The organism is Paracraurococcus lichenis (assembly GCF_030657435.1).
GTDB lineage: Bacteria > Pseudomonadota > Alphaproteobacteria > Acetobacterales > Acetobacteraceae > Paracraurococcus > Paracraurococcus lichenis.
Genome location: NZ_JAUTWS010000011.1, coordinates 109082 through 127161, shown reverse-complemented (window position 1 = coordinate 127161; position 18080 = coordinate 109082). Strand labels below are relative to the sequence as shown.

At 69.9% G+C, this 18080-nt stretch carries 18 protein-coding genes and 1 tRNA gene; 8 read left to right on the top strand and 11 right to left on the bottom strand.

What is annotated here, in order from left to right:
• The first annotated feature begins 35 nt into the window (after positions 1 to 35).
• Complete coding sequence (locus tag Q7A36_RS13665; protein WP_305104258.1) at positions 36 to 1325, top strand: adenylosuccinate synthase; 1290 nt, start codon at positions 36 to 38, stop codon at positions 1323 to 1325.
• 43 nt (positions 1326 to 1368) lie between these two features.
• Here the strand turns inward: Q7A36_RS13665 and Q7A36_RS13660 are convergent, their stop codons facing one another.
• Complete coding sequence (locus tag Q7A36_RS13660) at positions 1369 to 2460, bottom strand: alpha/beta hydrolase family protein (RefSeq protein WP_305104257.1); 1092 nt, start codon at positions 2458 to 2460, stop codon at positions 1369 to 1371.
• A gap of 396 nt (positions 2461 to 2856) precedes the next feature.
• Here Q7A36_RS13660 and Q7A36_RS13655 point away from each other — a divergent pair, with 396 nt between their 5' ends.
• Positions 2857 to 3276 (top strand): DoxX family protein, encoded by a 420-nt coding sequence (locus Q7A36_RS13655; protein ID WP_305104256.1) that lies wholly within the window; start codon positions 2857 to 2859, stop codon positions 3274 to 3276.
• A 44-nt stretch (positions 3277 to 3320) separates the two neighbouring features.
• On the opposite strand, the gene Q7A36_RS13650 is transcribed toward Q7A36_RS13655, so the two are convergent.
• The 8 genes from Q7A36_RS13650 to Q7A36_RS13615 form a co-directional block, all read right to left on the bottom strand.
• Entirely contained in the window at positions 3321 to 4934 is a 1614-nt protein-coding gene (locus Q7A36_RS13650) for a peptide chain release factor 3 (protein ID WP_305104255.1), read from the bottom strand.
• Positions 4935 to 5049: 115 nt separating this feature from the next.
• A complete protein-coding gene (locus Q7A36_RS13645) occupies positions 5050 to 6141 on the bottom strand; it encodes an SbmA/BacA-like family transporter (RefSeq protein WP_305104254.1) in 1092 nt (363 codons plus the stop codon).
• A gap of 114 nt (positions 6142 to 6255) precedes the next feature.
• Positions 6256 to 6768: a VOC family protein gene (locus tag Q7A36_RS13640; RefSeq protein ID WP_305104253.1), complete on the bottom strand. Its 513-nt coding sequence runs from the start codon at positions 6766 to 6768 to the stop codon at positions 6256 to 6258.
• Positions 6769 to 6913: 145 nt separating this feature from the next.
• Positions 6914 to 7513, bottom strand: coding sequence for a glutathione S-transferase family protein (locus Q7A36_RS13635; RefSeq protein ID WP_305104252.1), 600 nt, complete (start codon positions 7511 to 7513; stop codon positions 6914 to 6916).
• 102 nt (positions 7514 to 7615) lie between these two features.
• Complete coding sequence (locus tag Q7A36_RS13630) at positions 7616 to 8398, bottom strand: ABC transporter ATP-binding protein (RefSeq protein WP_305104251.1); 783 nt, start codon at positions 8396 to 8398, stop codon at positions 7616 to 7618.
• Positions 8395 to 9408, bottom strand: coding sequence for a taurine ABC transporter substrate-binding protein (locus Q7A36_RS13625; protein WP_305104250.1), 1014 nt, complete (start codon positions 9406 to 9408; stop codon positions 8395 to 8397). Before Q7A36_RS13625 ends, Q7A36_RS13630 begins: the two co-directional genes overlap by 4 nt.
• A gap of 29 nt (positions 9409 to 9437) precedes the next feature.
• Positions 9438 to 10205: an ABC transporter permease gene (locus tag Q7A36_RS13620; protein ID WP_305104249.1), complete on the bottom strand. Its 768-nt coding sequence runs from the start codon at positions 10203 to 10205 to the stop codon at positions 9438 to 9440.
• The gene (locus tag Q7A36_RS13615) at positions 10205 to 11032 is read right to left on the bottom strand and encodes an ABC transporter permease (protein WP_305104248.1); all 828 of its coding nucleotides are present in this window, start codon (positions 11030 to 11032) and stop codon (positions 10205 to 10207) included. The genes Q7A36_RS13620 and Q7A36_RS13615 overlap by 1 nt, the downstream gene beginning before the upstream one ends.
• A 528-nt stretch (positions 11033 to 11560) precedes the next feature.
• Here Q7A36_RS13615 and Q7A36_RS13610 point away from each other — a divergent pair.
• Both Q7A36_RS13610 and Q7A36_RS13605 read left to right on the top strand, forming a co-directional pair.
• Positions 11561 to 13333 (top strand): pyrroloquinoline quinone-dependent dehydrogenase, encoded by a 1773-nt coding sequence (locus Q7A36_RS13610; RefSeq protein WP_305104247.1) that lies wholly within the window; start codon positions 11561 to 11563, stop codon positions 13331 to 13333.
• Between the two features lie 64 nt (positions 13334 to 13397).
• Positions 13398 to 13766 (top strand): c-type cytochrome, encoded by a 369-nt coding sequence (locus Q7A36_RS13605; protein ID WP_305104246.1) that lies wholly within the window; start codon positions 13398 to 13400, stop codon positions 13764 to 13766.
• Between the two features lie 210 nt (positions 13767 to 13976).
• On the opposite strand, the gene rpoH is transcribed toward Q7A36_RS13605, so the two are convergent.
• Positions 13977 to 14858 carry an RNA polymerase sigma factor RpoH gene (rpoH, locus tag Q7A36_RS13600; RefSeq protein ID WP_305104245.1) on the bottom strand — a complete coding sequence of 294 codons (882 nt, stop codon included), beginning with the start codon at positions 14856 to 14858 and terminating at the stop codon, positions 13977 to 13979.
• Positions 14859 to 15090: 232 nt separating this feature from the next.
• Positions 15091 to 16116, bottom strand: coding sequence for an RluA family pseudouridine synthase (locus Q7A36_RS13595; RefSeq protein WP_370655668.1), 1026 nt, complete (start codon positions 16114 to 16116; stop codon positions 15091 to 15093).
• Between Q7A36_RS13595 and Q7A36_RS13590 the strand changes: the two genes are divergently transcribed.
• The 4 genes from Q7A36_RS13590 to Q7A36_RS13575 all read left to right on the top strand — a co-directional run bounded on the left by Q7A36_RS13590 (position 16085) and on the right by Q7A36_RS13575 (position 17945).
• On the top strand, positions 16085 to 16360 hold the full coding sequence (locus Q7A36_RS13590; protein ID WP_305104243.1) for a DUF6476 family protein: 276 nt from the start codon (positions 16085 to 16087) through the stop codon (positions 16358 to 16360). The genes Q7A36_RS13595 and Q7A36_RS13590 overlap by 32 nt on opposite strands.
• Positions 16360 to 16539, top strand: a complete 180-nt coding sequence (locus Q7A36_RS13585; RefSeq protein WP_305104242.1) for a DUF2256 domain-containing protein — start codon at positions 16360 to 16362, stop codon at positions 16537 to 16539. The genes Q7A36_RS13590 and Q7A36_RS13585 overlap by 1 nt, the downstream gene beginning before the upstream one ends.
• 20 nt (positions 16540 to 16559) lie before the next feature.
• A tRNA-Glu gene (locus Q7A36_RS13580) sits at positions 16560 to 16635 on the top strand.
• A 413-nt stretch (positions 16636 to 17048) separates the two neighbouring features.
• Positions 17049 to 17945, top strand: coding sequence for an SAM-dependent methyltransferase (locus tag Q7A36_RS13575; RefSeq protein ID WP_305104241.1), 897 nt, complete (start codon positions 17049 to 17051; stop codon positions 17943 to 17945).
• Positions 17946 to 18080: the final 135 nt, after the last annotated feature.

The following is an 18080-nucleotide window of genomic DNA, read 5'->3' as shown; positions in this document are numbered from 1 at the left end:
GTGGCCAGCTCACATCAGGAAAAGGGACTAGCCCGATGGCCAATGTCGCCGTGATCGGCGCCCAGTGGGGCGACGAGGGCAAGGGCAAGGTGGTGGACTGGCTGGCCAGCCGCGCCGACATCGTCGTGCGCTTCCAGGGCGGCCACAATGCCGGCCATACCCTGGTGGTGGGCGACCAGACCTACAAGCTCAGCCTGCTGCCCTCGGGCGTGGTGCGCGGCAAGCTCGGCATCATCGGCAATGGCGTGGTGCTCGACCCGCAGGCGCTGCTGGACGAGATCGCCAAGGTCACGGCGCAGGGGCTGGTGGTGACGCCGGAGAACCTCCGCATCGCCGAGAACACGCCGCTGATCCTGCCCCTGCACCCGGCGCTGGACAAGGCGCGGGAGGCGGCACGCGGCGGCGACAAGATCGGCACGACGGGGCGCGGCATCGGCCCAGCCTATGAGGACAAGGTCGGCCGCCGCTCCATCCGCCTCTGCGACCTCGCCGAGCCGGAGACGCTGTCGCGGAAGCTCGACGAGCTGCTGCTGCACCACAACTCCCTGCTGCGCGGGCTCGGCGCGCCGGAGTTCGAGAAGCAGGGGCTGCTCGACCAGCTCCTCGGCTGGGCGCCGAAGCTGCTGCCCTTCGCGGAAGCGGTGTGGGAGCGGCTGGACCAGGCCCGCCATGCCGGCCAGCGCGTGCTCTTCGAGGGCGCGCAGGCCGTGATGCTGGACGTCGACCACGGGACCTATCCCTACGTCACCTCCTCCAACACCGTCGCCGGCAATGCCGCCGCGGGCGCGGGCGTCGGGCCGGATGCGGTCGGCATGGTGCTCGGCATCGCCAAGGCCTATTCCACGCGGGTCGGCAGCGGGCCCTTCCCGACCGAGCTGCATGACGAGATCGGCCAGGGCCTCGGCGACCGCGGGCGGGAGTTCGGCACGGTGACCGGCCGGCGGCGGCGCTGCGGCTGGTTCGATGCCTGCATGGTCCGCCAGGCCGTGAAGATCGGCGGCGTGCAGGGCCTGGCGCTGACCAAGCTCGACGTGCTGGACGGGCTGAAGGAGCTCAAGATCTGCACGGGCTACCGGGTGGGCGGGCAGGTGCTGAAGCGCCTGCCTTTCGCCATGGGGAGCCAGGCCGCGGCCGAGCCGATCTACGAGGTGCTGGAGGGCTGGTCCGGCAGCACCGCGGGCGCGCGCAGCTATGCCCAGCTTCCGGCGGCGGCGGTGAAGTATGTGCGGCGGATCGAGGAGCTGGTCGAGGCGCCGGTCGTGCTGCTCTCGACCAGCCCCGACCGGGACGACACCATCACCCTCCGCGATCCCTTCGCGGGCTGAGAGGGCGGCGCGCTGCCGCGCCGCCCCTTCCTGCCCGGGGCGGTCAGATCAGGTTCAGGTCCTGGCCGATGCCGGTCAGGCCGTCGCGGACGGTGGTGAAGGCGTCGTTGGCCGGGGGCTGCAGGGTGTCGGCGATGTCCTGGCCGGTCTGCTGCAGGTCGTCGCGCAGGTCCTCCCCGAAGCGGCCGAGCAGGTCGTTCACGACAGCCTGCTCCGCGCCGGGCGTGCGGTTGTCGCCGTCGTAGAGCGCGTGCAGGAAATCGAGCTGCTGGTCGCCGGTGGTGGCGTCCGGCACGACGCGATAGCCCGGGCCGGTGCCGGACCAGGCCGCCTGCACCTCGGTGACGTAGTTCGAGACGTCGTGCCGGTCGGCGTTCAAGGCGGCGACGCCGGCGATGGCGCCGGCATAGTCCAGCTTCCCGTCGGCCGTCGGCAGCAGGACGATGTTGCCGTGGTTGTCGTAGTTCACCGTCAGGTTGGGCAGGGACTCGCGTGCCTGGGCCGCCGTGATGCCCGGCAACTCCGCGGCGATGCGCTCGGCGGCCGGATCGACCAGGACGGTGTTGTTGCGCAGGAAGTCGCCGATCTCGGCGCGGTGCGCGCCGAGCACCACCGCCGGGTCGTCGGCGATGACGTAGTTGGTGATGCGGTCATCCGTGCCGGCCGGCAGGATGGCGCCGGCCGAGCCGAAGGTCACCGCGGCATGGCCCGGCTCGCCCGCGACGTTCGGGTGGCTCGCCATGTAGAGCTGCGCCATGGAGCCGCCGAGGCTGTGGCCGGTGACGACCACCGGGATGCCCCAGGCCGCCGAGGCCTGGTCGACGGCGGCAACCAGCGAGGTGAAGGCGGGATAGGCGGCGTTGATGCCGTTCAGGTCCTGCAGGCTGTCCTGCGTATCGTCGCTGCCGCGGAAGGCGATGACGATGGTCGGCAGATCCTCGATGAAGCCGACGGTCACCAGCGCCGCGCCGTTGCCGCTGGTGTAGATGCCGTTCGACAGGCTCTCGCCCGCCTGCAGGGCGATGCCGAAATTCGAGGTGTCGAGGGCGGTGAAACCGGCCGGCAGCGTCACCGGCGTGGCGGAATAGGCGTCGCTCGAGAGCTGCGCCAGCAGGGCGTCGGTGGTGGGCGTCACTCTGTGTCTCTCCTGCAAACCCGTGGGAGCGCGTGCCCCGCGCACGGGCGTGGATGCGGCAAGCGGACCGGTTCGGTCGCTGCGCGTTGCGGCCTAAGAACACTGGGAACCGGCGGCGGTTTCCGGTCCTGCAACATGCAGCCAGGCCCGGCGCGCCGCGTTGTGCCGCCCCGGTCCCATCCGGGAGCGGGCGATGCAGGGATGCGGAGCCCGGCCCTGGCGGGGGGCCGGACGGCGTTGCAGTCAGGCCAGGGCAGCTTCGGCATCGGCCTTGCGGATCGCCGATGCGCCTTTCATCGAGCCCGATATTTCCTGCACCAACGGCCTGGTCCATAACATTGACCACCTGCTGGTGCATTGAGCCGAGAGGGGAACGGTATGTGGGACATGGCGGTCATGGCGCCGCGGATGCGCGCGATCCTGCGCATCGTGGCGGCGCTGATCTTCCTCGAGCACGGTACGCAGAAGCTGCTCGGCTTCCCCACGCCCATGGGCGGCACGCTGCCGCCGACCTTCGGCCTGCTCTGGTTCGCGGGGCTGTTCGAACTGGTGGGCGGGCTGCTGCTGATGCTCGGCCTCTTCACCCGGCCGGTCGCCTTCGTGCTGGCGGGCGAGATGGCCTTCGCCTACTGGATGTCGCATGCGCCGCGGAGCTTCTTCCCGGCGCTGAACGGCGGCGACGCGGCGATCCTCTACTGCTTCGTCTTCCTCTACTTCGTCGCGGCCGGGCCGGGCGCCTGGGCGATCGATATCGGGCGCGGCGCCGAGGCGGAGCCGGTGCCCTCGCGCCGCGACCTCAGCGTGGCGAACCGGTAAGGGCCGAGAGCACCACCCCGCCATGGGCGGGGTGAGGGCGAGGCTCAGCGCGTCGCCGCGATCAGCCCGTGCTGCTCCCGCACTGCGTGGAAGCGCAGCATGGGCCATTCCTCCTCGGCCCGCTTGCGCCGCCAGTCGGAGCCGAAGAAGGCGACGAGCTCGCCGTCATGGTCCTCGCCGGCATCGCGCCGGTTGGCGGCGGCGAAGCGCTCGAGCGCCGCCTTATCCTCGCCGGTGACCCAGCGCATCATGGACCACATCGTGTCCTGGAAGCGCGCGGGGACGCCGTATTCCACCTTCAGGCGGGACTGCAGCACGTCGAGCTGGAGCTGCCCGACGACGCCGACCACGGGCAGCGAACCATCGAGCGGGCGGAAGAGCTGCACCACGCCCTCTTCCGCGAGCTGCTCGAGCGCGGTCTTCAGCTTCTTCGCCAGCATCGGGTCCTCGAGCTGGACGTGACGCAGGATCTCCGGCGCGAAGCTCGGCACGCCGCGGAAGTTCAGCGCCTCGCCCTCGGTCAGCGTGTCGCCGATGCGCAGCGTGCCGTGGTTGGCGACACCCACCACGTCGCCCGGCCAGGCCTCCTCGGCCACCTGGCGGTCCTTGGCGAAGAAGAAGAGCGGTGCGTTGACCGGCACCTGCTTGCCCGTCCGGACCTGCTTCAGGCGCATGCCCTTGGTCAGCTTGCCCGAGCAGAGCCGGACGAAGGCGACGCGGTCCCGGTGGTTCGGGTCCATGTTCGCCTGCACCTTGAAGACGAAGCCGGTCAGCTTGTCCTCGCCCGGCTCCACCGCGCGCGGGTCGCCCTCGCGGGGGCCCGGCGGCGGGGCGTAGCGGGCGAGGCCGTCCAGCAGGTGGCCGACGCCGAAGTCGCGCAGCGCCGAGCCGAAGAAGACCGGCGTCAGGTGCCCCTCGCGGAAGGAGTCGAGGTCGAAGGCGTTCAGCCCGGCCTCGGCCAGCTCAGCCTCCTCGCGCAGCGCGGCAGCGCGCGCCTCGCCGACCAGCTTGGCCAGCTTCGGGTCGTCGAGGCCGGAGAGCGGGATGGCGGCGGCGTCGTCCGCATCCACCGGCAGGAAGTGGCGGTGCAGCAGGTCGTAGGTGCCGGCGAAGTCGCCGGCGCGGCCGACCGGCCAGGCGACCGGGGCGGCGTCGAGGGCCAGGGTCTTCTCGATCTCGTCGATCAGCTCGAAGGGATCGCGGGCTTCCCGGTCCATCTTGTTGACGAAGGTGATGATCGGGATGTCGCGCAGGCGGCAGACCTCGAAGAGTTTTCTCGTTTGACTCTCGATGCCCTTCGCCGCGTCCAGGACCATGACGGCCGCATCCACCGCCGTGAGCGTCCGGTAGGTGTCCTCGGAGAAGTCCTCGTGGCCCGGGGTGTCCAGCAGGTTGAAGACCAGCCCGCCCCGCTCGAAGGTCATGACGGAGGTCGCGACCGAGATGCCGCGATCCTGCTCGATCTTCATCCAGTCGGAACGGGTTCGCCTGGCATTGCCCTTGGCGCGCACGGCGCCGGCAAGCTGGATGGCGCCGCCCTTCAGCAGGAGCTTTTCCGTCAGGGTGGTCTTGCCGGCGTCCGGATGGGCGATGATGGCGAAGGTGCGCCGCCGGGCCGCTTCGGCGGCGACCGGCGTCGGGGCGACGAGGGCGTCCACGGGCGATGTCTCTGGATCTGGAGCGGGGAATGTCGCGGATCATGTAGGCGCCCGGGGCCGCGAAAGCCAGCCTGACGGGGGTGCCGCCCTCCCCCGCCCGGGCCGGGGCGGGCGGTCAGGGCGCCGCCGGGGCGGGCAGCGGGACGGTTTCCGGTTCCGCCGCCGGCACGACCGGGGCCGCCTGCGGCGCCACCGCCGCGAGGGCGATCACCCGCTCGGCCGAGGCGCGCCAGGTCGCCAGCCGCGGCATGTGCTGCACCGGCCAGCGCAGCGCCTCCGAGACCGTCTGGAAGGCCTGCGCCGCCTGCATCAGCCACCCGAGGCTCGCCACCCCTGCCAGATAGGCCGGCGTCGCCACCAGATAGGGCAGGCCGAACCCCACCCGGGTCACGGCGCAGACGAAGAATTCCAGCCGGGCGAAGGCGCGGCTCTGCCGCTCGAAGACGGCGGCGAGGTCGCCGAAGAGGCTGGCGAGCAGCCCCGCCTCGCCGCGTCCGGCCCGGTCGGCATCCCGTACGCGGACCAGGGCGGCGCGGTAGTCGGCCTCCCTCGCCTGCCGGTGGTCCGTGCTGCGGACCAGCGGCCGCCCGGCCAGCACGGCGACCGTCATGCCGAGCAGGGCATAGAGCACCGCGAGCCAGAGCAGGTAGCCGGGCAGGGCGAAGGAGACGCCGCCGAGGAGGGTCGGTGGGTGGTCCGACAGCGCCCAGAGCACGCCGACGAAGATGCCGAGGGTCATGGTGGCGTGGAAGAGGGAGGCGGCGAGTTCCACCGCCTCCTCGGTCGCCACGCGGGCGTCCTCGGCGATGCGGCCATCCGGGTTGCCCGGGCTGCCGTCGCGCGCGCCGATCCAGCCGGCGGTCAGCCGCCAGCCGAGCCAGGCGCGCCAGCCCAGCGCCAGCCGCCGCCGGCAGAGCAACTGCCCGGCACTGGCGATGCAGAAGCCGCCGACGATCGCCAGCAGCACGCCGACCTGGAGGAGCACGGCATGCGCATCGCGCCGCTCCAGGGCATCGAAGAGGTCGCGGTTCCAGGTGTTGAAGCGCAGCATCAGCGCCACCTCGGAGCCCGCGAGGAGCATGAGCGCGCCGGCGGTGCCGAGGGCCCGGCGGCGGCTCTCGGCGCCGGTCCAGAAGCCGCCGGCGAGGGCCCAGAATTGCGCGACGGTCGCCCGCCAGGTCGCCTGTGGTGTCTCCGTCGGGGTCATCACGCGCGTCCCAGCTTGCCCGGCCTCTCCTCCCTAGTCGTCCTGGCCGCCGGAAGTTCCGCCCGGCAGCGCGGTCCCGAACGTCATCGCGCGGGGCGGGAGACCGGCCGTGGCTCAGCCGGCGCGCGGCAGTTCCGCCAGCAGGGCCTCGAGGTCGAAGCGGCGGTTGGTCATGCGCAGCCGGCCCGCCTCGTCGCGCGGCCATTCGATGCGCGGGCGGTCGCGATAGAGCTCGACGCCGTTGCCGTCGGGGTCGCGGAGATAGATCGCCTCCGAGACGCCGTGATCGGAGGCGCCCTCCAGCGGCACCCCGGCCTGCAGCACGCGGTAGAGGGCGGCGGCCAGCGCCGGGCGGTCCGGGTAGACCAGGGCGACATGGTAGAGGCCGGTGGTGCCGCGCGGCGGGGGCGGCCCGCCGGCGCTCTCCCAGGTGTTGAGGGCGATGTGGTGGTGGTAGCCGCCGGCCGAGAGGAAGGCGGCCTGCCCCGCCATGACCTGCTGCACCTCGAGGCCGATGACGTCGCGCCAGAAGGCGAGGGCGCGGTCGAGATCGGCCACCTTCAGGTGGACATGGCCGATGCGGGCCTCCGGATGGATGGCCGCGGCGGGGTGCGGGGTGTCGGGCATGCGGGCGGGCTCCTCGTCTCGGGGGCGAGGATGCAGCCGCGACCGGCCGGGCGCCAATCGGGACCCGGGATGGGCGATATGGGCGGGGGGAATGACGGCGGCCGGGGGAGGGCGGCGCTCCTGGCCTCCCTCCCCCGGCGCGGGTTCAGGCCGGCGGCGGCGCGGTGCGGGTCATGGCGGGCAGCGCCGCCACCTTGGCGTACCAGGCCTCCAGCTTCGGGTGTCCCGGCCGCCAGGGCTCGTGCGGGTAGCGGAAGTCGAGATAGCCGAGCGCGCAGGCGATGGTGACCTCGCCGATCGTCGCCAGCGCGCCGAGGCGGTCGGCCTCGGCCTCCAGCACCTCGAGCGCCCGGGCGACCTTGCCCTGCTGCAGGGTGATGTATTGCTGCCGCCCCTCGTCCTGCGGCAGCGCCACCTCCCGCCGCCGGGGCTGGGTGGCATCCAGGATGCCGTCGCCCAGCGCCTCCTGCCGCAGGGCATTCCAGCGCGCCGGGCCGGGCGCGGGGAAGAGCGGCGGGGCATCGCCGATGCTGTCGAGATATTCGCAGATGACCGGGCTGTCGTAGAGCACCGTGCCGTCATCGAGGACGAGCGTCGGCACCTTCGACAGCGGGTTCACCGCGGCCAGCGCCGGGTCGGTGGTCGGCACCGTCCAGAGCTCGATCCGGTCGTCGATGCCGCGCAGGATGGCGCTGGCGAGGCATTTGCGGACATAGGGGCTGGCGGGCGAATAGGCGAGCTTCATCGTGCCGGGTTCCTCCGATGGCGGGAGGAACCTTCCGACGGCGGCGCCCTCCCGTCCAGTCGGGCCGGAGGCCCGCATCAGGCGTCATGCCGAAGGCATGCATCAGGCGTCATGCTGCATGCCCCAGATCAGCGACAGCACCCGCTCCCGCGCCGCGATGAAGTCCGGGCTGGACTTGACCTGGCGGATGTCCTCCTCGGCCCGCTCCCGCGCGAAGGGCAGCGGGATGCGCTCGACGATCCGGCCGGGGCGGGGCGACATCACCACCACCTCGGTGCCGAGATAGACGGCCTCCTCGACGCTGTGGGTGATGAAGACCACGGTCATGCCGGTGCGGCGCCAGACGGCGTGCAGCTCCTCCTGCATGTGCTCGCGGGTCAGCGCATCCAGCGCGCCGAAGGGCTCGTCCATCAGCAGCACCAGCGGCTCGTTGCACAATGCGCGGGCGATGGCGAGGCGCTGCTGCATGCCGCCCGAAAGCTCGTAGGGGTAGCGCGCCCGGAACTCCCAGAGGCCGGTGGTGCGCAGCCAGTATTCCACCCGCTCCGTCGCCTGGCGCGGCGCCTCGCCGCGCATGCGCGGGCCGAAGCCGGCATTGGCGGCGACCGTCATCCAGGGGAAGAGCGTCGGCTGCTGGAAGACCACGCCGCGCTCCGGCGCCGGGCCCGTGACGGGCCTGCCGTCGAGGAAGACCGCGCCGCCGGTCGGGCGCAGGAAGCCCGCCAGCGTCTGCATCAGCGTGGTCTTGCCGCAGCCGGACGGCCCGACGATGCAGACGAAGTCGCCGCGGGCGAAGCCGAGATCCGCCCGCTCGAGCGCGAGCACCGCGCCGGCGCCCTCCCCGTAGCGGACGGAGACCCCGTCGAAGCGGACGAAATCCGTCACGCCACCGCCTTCTGCAGGAAGGTGGAGTTGAGCGCCTTGCCGAAGGCCTCGATGCCGGGGGCGGAGCGGATGGAGCGCTGCTCGACCAGGAAGTCGGCGGTGCCCTTCAGGACCTCGGCGAACTTGCCGGGCTTGCCCGGCACGCCGAGCCACTGCTCGCCGGCCTGGGCGGCGAGGTCGACGAAGTCGTAGGCCTTCATCTCCGCCAGCGCGACCTCGGGCGTCACGCCGGCCTGCTGCGCCACGATCTTCGCCGCCTCCTCCGGCGTGTCGCGCCACATCTTCAGCGCGCGGCCATAGGCGCGGAGGAAGCCGACGACCGAGTCAGGGTAGGTCTTGGCGAAGTCGTTGTGGACGATGATGACGTCGGCGATGGCATAGCCCGCCTTGTCCAGCGTGTCCCAGGTGCGGAAGGGGGCGCCGCCGGCCTCGATGATCTTGCTCTTGGCCGGGGCCCAGACATAGGCGGCGTCGATCTCGCCCTTGATCCAGGCGGCCTGGATGGCGGCCGGGCGCATATCGAGCACCGTGACGTCGCGCAGCGTCAACCCATTGGTCTTGAGGAAGCCGAGCAGGCGGAAATGGCTGGTCGAGCCGAAGGGCGTCGCCACCTTCTTCCCCTTGAAGTCGGCGGCGGTCTTGATGTTGGCCGCGGTGCGGACCGTCATCTCCTCGGCCGGGCCGATATTGTCGACGAGGCCGACGACCTGGAAGGGCAGCCCCTGGGCGATGCCGGAGGCGGTGGCGACCGAGCCGGTGGCGAGGCCGATGTCGCAGGAGCCGCCGATCATCGCCGTGTTGATCTCGGCGCCGCTGCCGTACTCGGTCCAGGTGATGGGCGCGCCGACGCCCTCGGCGAACCAGCCCTGGCCCTTGGCGATCATGGTGGGCTTGGCTTCGGTGAAGAAGCCGACCTTGGCGCCGGCGGGCTTGCCTTGCGCGCCGGCGCGGCCGGCGACCAAGGTCGCGGCGGCCGCGGCCAGCGCGGCGCGGCGGGTGATGGCGGTCATGGTATTCTCCCCCGTGGTGTGCGGATGCATCAGCGGCCGGCCCAGTGCACCACGCGGCGCTCGAGCCAGAGCAGCAGCCGGTCGATCAGCACCCCCGTCACGCCGATGACGAGGATGCCGACGAAGGCGTAGTCGGAGCGCAGGAAGCGCCCGGCATCGAGGATCATCCAGCCGATGCCGTTGGACCCGGCGATGATCTCGGAGGCGATGAGCGTGCCGTAGACGATACCGAGCGCGAGGCGCGCGCCGGTCAGGATTTCTGCGAGTGCGCTCGGCGCGATGACATGGCGGAAGATCTGCCCGCGGCTGGCGCCGAGGGATTCCGCCATGCGGATCCGCTCGGGCGGGATGTTCCGCACGCCGTCCCGCGCCGCGACGGCAGCGACGGGGAGCGCGGCGAGGAAGAGCATGGTGATCTTGCTCGCCTCCCCGATGCCGAGCCAGACGATGAGCAGCACGAGATAGGCAAGCTGCGGCAGGGGGCGGAGGAACTCGATGAAGGGCGCCGCCGCGGCGTCCAGGCGGCGCGACATGCCCATGGCGAGGCCGAGTGCGGTACCGGCGATGGCCCCGGTCAGGAAGCCGGCGCCGACGCGCAGCAGGCTCATGCCCAGATGCTCGAAGAGGCTGCGGCCCTTGTAGCCGTCCTCCCAGAGCTCCTCGAAGCCGAGCCAGAGGTCGCGCGGCCCCGGCAGGAAGAGGTCGCGGACCCATCCCATCTGCGTGACGAGGATCCAGGCCGAGAGGACCAGCAGGACCGAGAGGGTGGTGACGAGCCAGTTCGGGAGGGCGCGCATCAGTCCCGTCCCCGCCAGTGGACGATCCGCCGGTCGAGCGCCCGGAGCGCCCAGGCAAGCGCCACGCCGAGCAGGCCGAGCACCAGGATGCAGAGGATGATGACGTCGTTGCGGAGGAAGTGGCTGGCCGAGATGACCATCCAGCCGAGCCCGTCGGTCGCCGCCATGAGCTCGGCCGAGACGACGGTGGAGAAGGCGGCGGCGAGGGCGATCTGCAACCCCGTGAAGATCATCGGCGCGGCGGAGGGCAGGACGATGTGGCGGAAGACCTGGGCGCGGGAGGCGCCGAGCGCCTGCGCCGCCTGGATGCGCTGGCGCCGGACGCCGCGCACGCCGGCGGCGCTGGCGGCGACCACGATCGGGAAGGCGGTGAGGAAGAGCAGCGCGGTCTTCGAGGCATCGCCGGTGCCGAGCCAGAGGATCAGCAGGATCATGTAGGAGAGCGGCGGCAGCGGCCGCAGGAACTGGATGATCCAGTCGATGGCCGCGGCGGCATGGCGGTTCAGCCCCATCCAGAGGCCGAGCGGCACGCCGGTGAGCACCGCGAGGCCGAAGCCGCCGCCGAGTCGGCCCAGCGTCGAGAGGATGTTCCCGCCGAGGGTGGTGCCGCGATAGCCCTCTCGCAGGATCTCGCCGAGGGCGCGCCAGACCTCGGCCGGGGAGGGGAGGAGCGCGGCCGGGACGACGCGGCCGCCCGAGACTGCCCACCAGGCCAGCAGCATGGCGAGGACGGCGGCGGCGCCATAGAGCGGCCGGGGGAGGGCGGCATGCGGCCGGCGCGGCGCTGATGCGGCCGGGCGCGCCAGGGCCAGGGATGGATCGGACATGAGCGGAAGAGCCTCGCCGCAGCGGGCGTGGTTTTGCAATGCCCATGCCAGGGGCGGGACGGAGATCCCTGCCGCTGGCCGGCCTATGCTGCGCATGCAGCGCGCGGCAGCGCCGGGCCGACGGGACCAAGTGCTGCGGCGGCCTCCTTGGCCACTGCCATGGTCTCATGCCGCGAAAGTTGAGTGGTGACTGCGATTAAATACTTGCGCGTTATATGAGCGACAGGGCCTTGTTCCGGCACAAGTCTGGCGTGTTGCATTCTTCTTCCACACCACCACGGCCGACTGTAGGCTCGCGCGGGTCTGCTCCATTGAGGAGGCGCCTCGTGCCGGTGCGCTGCCGTGCCACCACCATGACCAGGCTGTGCCCGGCCTTGCATCCGCTGGGCGAAGCCTTGGTCGAGGCCGAGGCTCGCGCAACCGGCGGCCGGCAGCGAGGACCGGCCGTTGCCAGAGTTCAGACCACTCGCGCCTGACGCCCGCATCCAAAGAGGTGCGGGTCACCGCCTGCAATAACGGGAGGAAGGAATGACCACGAAAGCATGGAAGCGTGCCGGACTCGCCTGCGGGCTCGCGGCGGCCTGCATCCTGGGGGCCGACGCACAGCGCGGTGCCAAGGCCCAGGGCGATGCGGGCCAGACAGGGGAGGTCGGCGCGCAGAGGCTGCTGAACGCCGACCAGAGCCCGAACGACTGGCTGATGTACCACCAGTCCTACAAGTCGCATCACTTCAGCGCCCTCGACCAGATCAACACCGAGAACGTCAAGAACCTGCGGATCGCCTGGCTGCATACGCCGAGCGGCGCCAAGCGCGGCGTGCAGTCCTTCCCGCTGGTGGTGAACGGCACCCTCTACTACACCACCGCGAACAGCCAGGTCTGGGCGCTCGACGGCGCGACCGGCGCCTTCCTCTGGAAGTACGAGCCGCAGCTCGACGAGGAGCGCGCCCAGGGCACCATCTACAATCCCTATAACCGCGGCATCGCCGTCGCCTATGGCAAGGTCTATGTCGGCACGGTCGACGGCCGGGTCATCGCGCTCGACGCCAAGACGGGCAAGGAGATCTGGGACACGCAGGTCGTCGGCAACGACGAGAGCAACAAGGGCTTCACCGGCGCGCCGCTGATCGTCAAGGACAAGCTGATCATCGGCACGACGGGCGGCGAGTATTCCGGCTGCTGCGGGCCGATCTACGGGATCGACGCGCAGTCGGGCAAGAAGCTCTGGCAGTTCGACACCATCGGCGGCGACGAGAGATCGCGCGCGAGCTGGGGCAACGAGAGCTGGAAGATCGGCGGCGGCGGCGGCTGGATGACCGGCGGCTACGACGCGGCGACCGACACCGTCTACTGGGGCACCGCCAATCCCTCGCCCGACTACGACTGGGGCGGGGCCAATTGGAAGACCGAGGGCGCGCGTCCCGGCGACAACCTCTACACCTCCGGCATCGTCGCGCTCGATCCCAATACCGGCAAGCTCAAGTCCTACTTCCAGGAGAACCCGCACGACGCCTGGGACTTCGACGGCGCGGTCGGCGAGTTCGTCATGGTCGAGCGCGACGGCAAGAACTACGTCGTGCATCCAAACAAGGGCGGCTTCGTCTATGTCTACAACCGGGACACCAGCCAGGTTCCGCTGAAGGTCGAGAATGTCTGGCAACTCGGCAAGACCGCCAATTTCGTCAAGGGCGTCGATCCGAAGACCGGCGCGCTGATTGGCCGGCGCGACCTGCAGATCGGCATGAACAAGGCGGTCTGCCCGGCGATCGACGGCGCGATCAGCTGGAATGCCGGCAGCTACGATCCGGCGAACAACCTCTACTTCAAGGTCGGCATGGAGTTCTGCGCCGATATCGACGTGCAGAAGGTGGAGCGGCCCGGCTCGTCGCAACTGCACCTCGGGGCGAGCTACGAGTTCATCGCCCCTCCGGGACACCAGAAGGCCTTCGGCCATGTCTCGGCGCGTGACCCGATCAGCGGCAAGGTGGCCTGGGAGGTCGAGTACAAGTACCCGCCGCTCGCCAGCCTGCTCGGCACCAAGGGCGGGCTGGTCTTCGTGCCCGGCGCCGATGGCTGGTTCGACGCGCTGGATGCGAAGACCGGCAAGAAGCTCTGGACGCACAACAACGGCATCGGTCACCACGGCGGCGTGATTTCCTACAAGATCGGCGACAAGCAGTACATCGCCGTCGTCACCGGCTGGGGCAGCCATGTCTCCGGCGACTACAAGGTGCTGTTCGGCGAACCCTTCAACAGCATGCCGACCAACAACGGGCAGCTCATCGTCTTCAGCCTGCCGTAACGCGTCGATGCTTCCGCACCGGCCCGCGCACCGCGGGCCGGTGCCATGTCATGCGAGAACACGAATGCAATCTGGAATAGCGTTGCGCATCGCCGTCGTCGCGGCATGCCTCGGCCTCGCGCATCCCCCGGCCCTGGCGGCGGAGGAGGGGGCGCAGGCCCCGCCCCAGGCCGCCGCCGAGCACGGGGGCGCCGAGGACGGGATCGACGTCAAGAAGCTCTTCGCCGCCCAATGCGCCTGGTGCCATGCCGACTACGGCCTGAAGCCCGGCAAGGGGCCGCGGCTGGCAGGGACGCGGCTGACCGAGCGGCAGGTCGCCAATACCATCCGCAACGGCCGGGCCGATGCCATGCCGTCTTTCAAGAAGACGCTGACGGACGAGCAGATCCAGGCCTTCGCCACCTACATCAAGGGCCTGGAAGTGCCGAACTGAGGTTGCGTGGCCGGACGGGGCGGAATCCGCGCCTCCGGCCCCGCGACGGACAAGGAGGCGCCCCGGAACAGGACATGGCCGGATCGGGCCCCGACGGGGATCGATGCCGGCCATGCCGTGGCGCTGCGGCGAGGGAGAGCGGGCCTGCGGCCCGCCCTCGGCGATCAGACCGCGAGCCGCCGCAGGCTCAGACCGCGAGCCTGCGCTAGCTCAGACCGCGAGCCGCCGCTCGACGATCTGCGTCTTCATGCTCTTCTGCAGCTTCTCGAAGGCGCGGACCTCGATCTGGCGCACGCGCTCGCGGCTGATGTTGTACTGCTGCGAGAGCTCCTCGAGCGTCGTCGGCTCGTCCTTGAGCCGCCGCTCGATCAGGATGTGGCGCTCCCGCTCGTTGAGCGTCTTCAGCGCCTCGCCCAGCAACTGGCGGCGGTTGGTCAGGTCCTCGCGCTCGGAGAGCTCGCTCTCCTGCGTCTCCTGGTCGTCGACCAGCCAGTCCTGCCACTCGCCCTCGGAATCCGCGCGCACCGGCGCGTTGAGGGAATGGTCGGGCGAGGCCAGGCGGCGGTTCATGGAGACCACGTCCTGCTCCGGCACCTGCAGGACCCGGGCGATCTTCTCCACCTGCTCCGGCTTCAGGTCGCCGTCCTCGAGGGCCGCCATCTGGCCCTTCAAGCGCCTGAGATTGAAAAAGAGCTTTTTCTGGGCTGCCGTCGTCCCCATCTTCACCAGCGACCAGCTATGGAGGATGTATTCCTGGATGGCGGCACGGATCCACCACATGGCATAGGTGGCCAGGCGGAACCCGCGGTCCGGATCGAACCGCTTCACCGCCTGCATCATGCCCACATTGCCCTCGGAGATGAGCTCGCCGACCGGCAGGCCATAGCCGCGGTAGCCCATCGCGATCTTCGCCACGAGGCGGAGATGGCTGGTGACGAGCTTATGGGCCGCGCCTTCGTCGCCGTCGTCGCGCCAGCGTTTGGCCAGCGACAGCTCCTCGTCGGGCGAGAGCATGGGGAATTTGCGGATCTCCTGCAGGTAGCGGGAGAGGTTGCCCTCGGGGGCAATCGGAATGACCGAGCTGGAAGCCATAGGGGACATCTGCCTCCTGCGCGCGGCGGACGACCCCGTGACGGCGGTGTCCTGGCCGCGACCGATCCTGGCAGTTCGAACGTCATGCAGGCCCACCGGACGACGCCTGCCCCGGTCACGACGGGGCGAGAAGGCGGCGGGTCCAGCTTTCTCGGCACCTGATGCGCTGCCGTCGGAGGGTTTGTACCGCTTGCGCCGCGTCCTGTCCAGAAAAACCGAGTATCCCGGTTGGTTACTCAGCGTTACCCGACAGCAATGTCGTCAGCGCAACAAAATCCGCCGGTGGCGGGACCGAGAAGCTGAGGGGCTGGCCGGTCACGGGGTGCCGGAAGGCAAGGCTTTCCGCGTGCAGCGCCTGGCGGGGGAAGGCCAGCAGGGCGTTCCGCACGGCCTCCGGCAGGCCACGCGCCGCGGCGGGCACGCGACGAAGATAGACCGGGTCGCCTACCAGCGGGTGATTGATCTCGGACAAGTGAACGCGGATCTGATGCGTCCGCCCGGTCGCCAGGCGGCAGCGCAGCAGGGCGCAGGCGGCGTCCCAGGCGCGTTCGGTGCGGTAGCGCGTCAGCGCCGGCTTGCCGCCCTTCTGCACGACGGCCATCCGCTTGCGGTCGGCGGGATGCCGGCCGATCGGTCCCTCGATCTCCCCCGCCGGCGGGTTCGGCACGCCCCAGACCAGCGCCAGGTACTCCCGCTCGAGGTCCCGGTTGGCGAAGGTCTCGGATAGGACCCGCAGCGCCCGCTCGGTCTTCGCCACGACCATGACGCCGGAGGTGTCCTTGTCCAACCGATGGACGATCCCCGGCCGCTTCTCGCCGCCGATGCCCGGCAGGTCCTCGCCGGCATGGGCGAGCAGCGCATTGACCAGCGTGCCGTCCTGGTTGCCCGGCGCGGGATGGACGACGAGGCCCGCCGGCTTGTCGAGGACGATCAGATCGACATCCTCGAACAGGATGGTCAGCGGGATGTCCTGCGCGACCGGCAGCGCGGGGGCCGCGGCCGGCATCGCCAGGGCATAGGTGCTGCCGGGCCGTACGGCCTCCGATGCGTCGCGCAGCGGCTTGCCGTCGCGCGTCGCGGCGCCGGCGGCGATCAGCGCCTTGACGCGCGAGCGGGAGAGCCCGCCTATCGCCTCCGCGAGGAACCGGTCCGCCCGGAGGCCGGCCTGCGCCGGCGCGGCCGTGACGGTGAAGGTCTCGCCGGATGTGGTCTCGGGGGAGTGGTCGGTGCGCGCGCTCAAGGTCCTGGTCGTCGTCATGGGGGTGCTGATCGTGGGCGGCACCGTGACCCTTGCCATGCTGCTCGTCCAGCGGGTCGGTGGCGCGGGCGGCGGCACGCGGTGGGAGGCGGCGCTCGACCAGCCCGAGGGCACGCGCATCGCCGGCGTCGCGGCGACCGAGAGCGGCATCGGCGTGCTCGTGACGCGGCCGGATGGCGACCGCGTGCTGGTGGTGGAGCCGAAGCGCGGCCGGGTGGTCGGCGAGATCCGGCCGGGGCGCTGATGCCGCATCGCAAGCCGCACCTGCCGGAGAAGACCTGCGCCGCCTGCGGCCGGCCCTTCGCCTGGCGGCGGAAATGGGCGCGGGACTGGGAGAGCGTGCGCTACTGCTCGGAGGCCTGCCGCGACGGGCGTCATCCGGCGGCCCGAAAGGGTGTTGACCCCCAGCGCCGCCGGCCCTAGAAGGCGCGCCTCGCCTCCACGTCCCATTCGTCTAGAGGCCTAGGACACCGCCCTCTCACGGCGGCAACAGGGGTTCGAATCCCCTATGGGACGCCATCCTCCCTGGGGAGTTGGCTGACGTTGGCAGGGCGACCTCCGATTCCGTCTTCAGAAGCGCTCTCGGCCACTCAGGATCGCGGCCGGCGACAGTGCTGATGCGCCTGGTGTTCTGGCGAGGCTGAACCGGCCGGGTCTTCGGCACCTCCCGACATTCGCCCATCCGGTTGCCCGGCAATCTTCAAGATCCGTCCGCCAAGGCCCGGTAACATCGAAGGTCGTATGCAAGCGATTCCCCCCGCTCACAGCAACCTGCCGACGCGATCGCTTTTGCTGCCCGCCAAATAGGATGGGCCAGCACAGCATTGGCGTGACCAGTTCGGATGCATTCTGGGCTGGCTCGAAACCTCTTCTTCTCACGCGATCACCTGTGCACTATAGCGGATCAATGCACACGCATTCGCGAGGAAACTATGGCCGATTGGCGTAGGGAGGAATTTCTAAATACAATCAAAGCTGCGATCCCGGGAAAGCAGGCCCTCCGTCAGGGGATGCGTCGGATCAAGCCTTACCAAACTGACCCACAAATAGACAACAATCTTTTCGAGAATGCCATTAGGCAGATCGAGATGTTGCGCCGCGCTGGCCTGGATGTCCGAGGACGTCGGGTTCTGGAAATCGGCTCAGGCTGGCACCCCATATTGCCTGTGGTCTTCATTGCATCGGGTGCGGAAAGCGTCGCATTGACAGACGTTGAGCGACTGCTGGACCTGCGCCTTATACGCTCTGCCATTCAATTTGTGCTTACAAAGCGTGAATTGCTCGCCGAAAGAGTCGGGGCAGACAGATTCGATCGCCTCGAAGTTGATGATACCAATCTGATCACTCAACTCAACAGATTGGGACTGACCTATCAGGTACCCTATAGGACGTCCGATACGCCGGATGCAGCGATGGACCTCATCGTGTCATGCTCCGTCCTGGAGCACATTTCTCCAAAGCTTCTTGAAGCCATGATGTCGGACTTTTGGCGCATCCTCGCCCCCGGCGGCGCGATGGTGCATTTTGTCGATTGTTCCGACCATCGTGCCATGAGCGACAAGTCCCTCTCACGCTGCGACTTCCTGCGCTACGAAGACCGCGTGTGGCGCCTGCTTTGCCTGAACCCTCAGTCTTACCATAACCGACTTCGCCATTCGGATCTGAAAGCCGTTCTGCAGAAGGCCGGTTTCGAGATTCGTGCCGAATGGAGGGAAACCCGTTCCAGAGAGTTGGAGGAGTTGTCCACCATACCCTTGGCCAAGCGGTTCCGTAGCCGGAATCTTGAAGATCTGGCGGCAATCAGCTCCCACTTTGTGGCCTGCGTCTAAGCCTGACTTCGGCCCATTCGGCGATGCCGTTGGTGCTGGTGTTTACTCGTAGGACGGACGGCGAAGCGGGTCTCAGACATCCGATCCCGCCCTTCTCATCCAGCCGCGAAACCGGAGCGGCAGCCCCGCGCTTGG

Excerpts from the sequence above, each read along its gene's own strand:
- rpoH (WP_305104245.1), bottom strand. The coding sequence starts at position 14,858 with ATGGCTTCCAGCTCGGTCATTCCGATTGCCCCCGAGGGCAACCTCTCC.
- Q7A36_RS13625 (WP_305104250.1), bottom strand. The coding sequence starts at position 9,408 with ATGACCGCCATCACCCGCCGCGCCGCGCTGGCCGCGGCCGCCGCGACC.
- Q7A36_RS13665 (WP_305104258.1), top strand. The coding sequence starts at position 36 with ATGGCCAATGTCGCCGTGATCGGCGCCCAGTGGGGCGACGAGGGCAAG.
- Q7A36_RS13655 (WP_305104256.1), top strand. The coding sequence starts at position 2,857 with ATGGCGCCGCGGATGCGCGCGATCCTGCGCATCGTGGCGGCGCTGATC.
- Q7A36_RS13605 (WP_305104246.1), top strand. The coding sequence starts at position 13,398 with ATGCAATCTGGAATAGCGTTGCGCATCGCCGTCGTCGCGGCATGCCTC.
- Q7A36_RS13595 (WP_370655668.1), bottom strand. The coding sequence starts at position 16,116 with ATGACGACGACCAGGACCTTGAGCGCGCGCACCGACCACTCCCCCGAG.
- Q7A36_RS13610 (WP_305104247.1), top strand. The coding sequence starts at position 11,561 with ATGACCACGAAAGCATGGAAGCGTGCCGGACTCGCCTGCGGGCTCGCG.
- Q7A36_RS13635 (WP_305104252.1), bottom strand. The coding sequence starts at position 7,513 with ATGAAGCTCGCCTATTCGCCCGCCAGCCCCTATGTCCGCAAATGCCTC.
- Q7A36_RS13615 (WP_305104248.1), bottom strand. The coding sequence starts at position 11,032 with ATGTCCGATCCATCCCTGGCCCTGGCGCGCCCGGCCGCATCAGCGCCG.
- Q7A36_RS13640 (WP_305104253.1), bottom strand. The coding sequence starts at position 6,768 with ATGCCCGACACCCCGCACCCCGCCGCGGCCATCCATCCGGAGGCCCGC.
- Q7A36_RS13585 (WP_305104242.1), top strand. The coding sequence starts at position 16,360 with ATGCCGCATCGCAAGCCGCACCTGCCGGAGAAGACCTGCGCCGCCTGC.
- Q7A36_RS13645 (WP_305104254.1), bottom strand. The coding sequence starts at position 6,141 with ATGACCCCGACGGAGACACCACAGGCGACCTGGCGGGCGACCGTCGCG.
- Q7A36_RS13575 (WP_305104241.1), top strand. The coding sequence starts at position 17,049 with ATGGCCGATTGGCGTAGGGAGGAATTTCTAAATACAATCAAAGCTGCG.
- Q7A36_RS13620 (WP_305104249.1), bottom strand. The coding sequence starts at position 10,205 with ATGCGCGCCCTCCCGAACTGGCTCGTCACCACCCTCTCGGTCCTGCTG.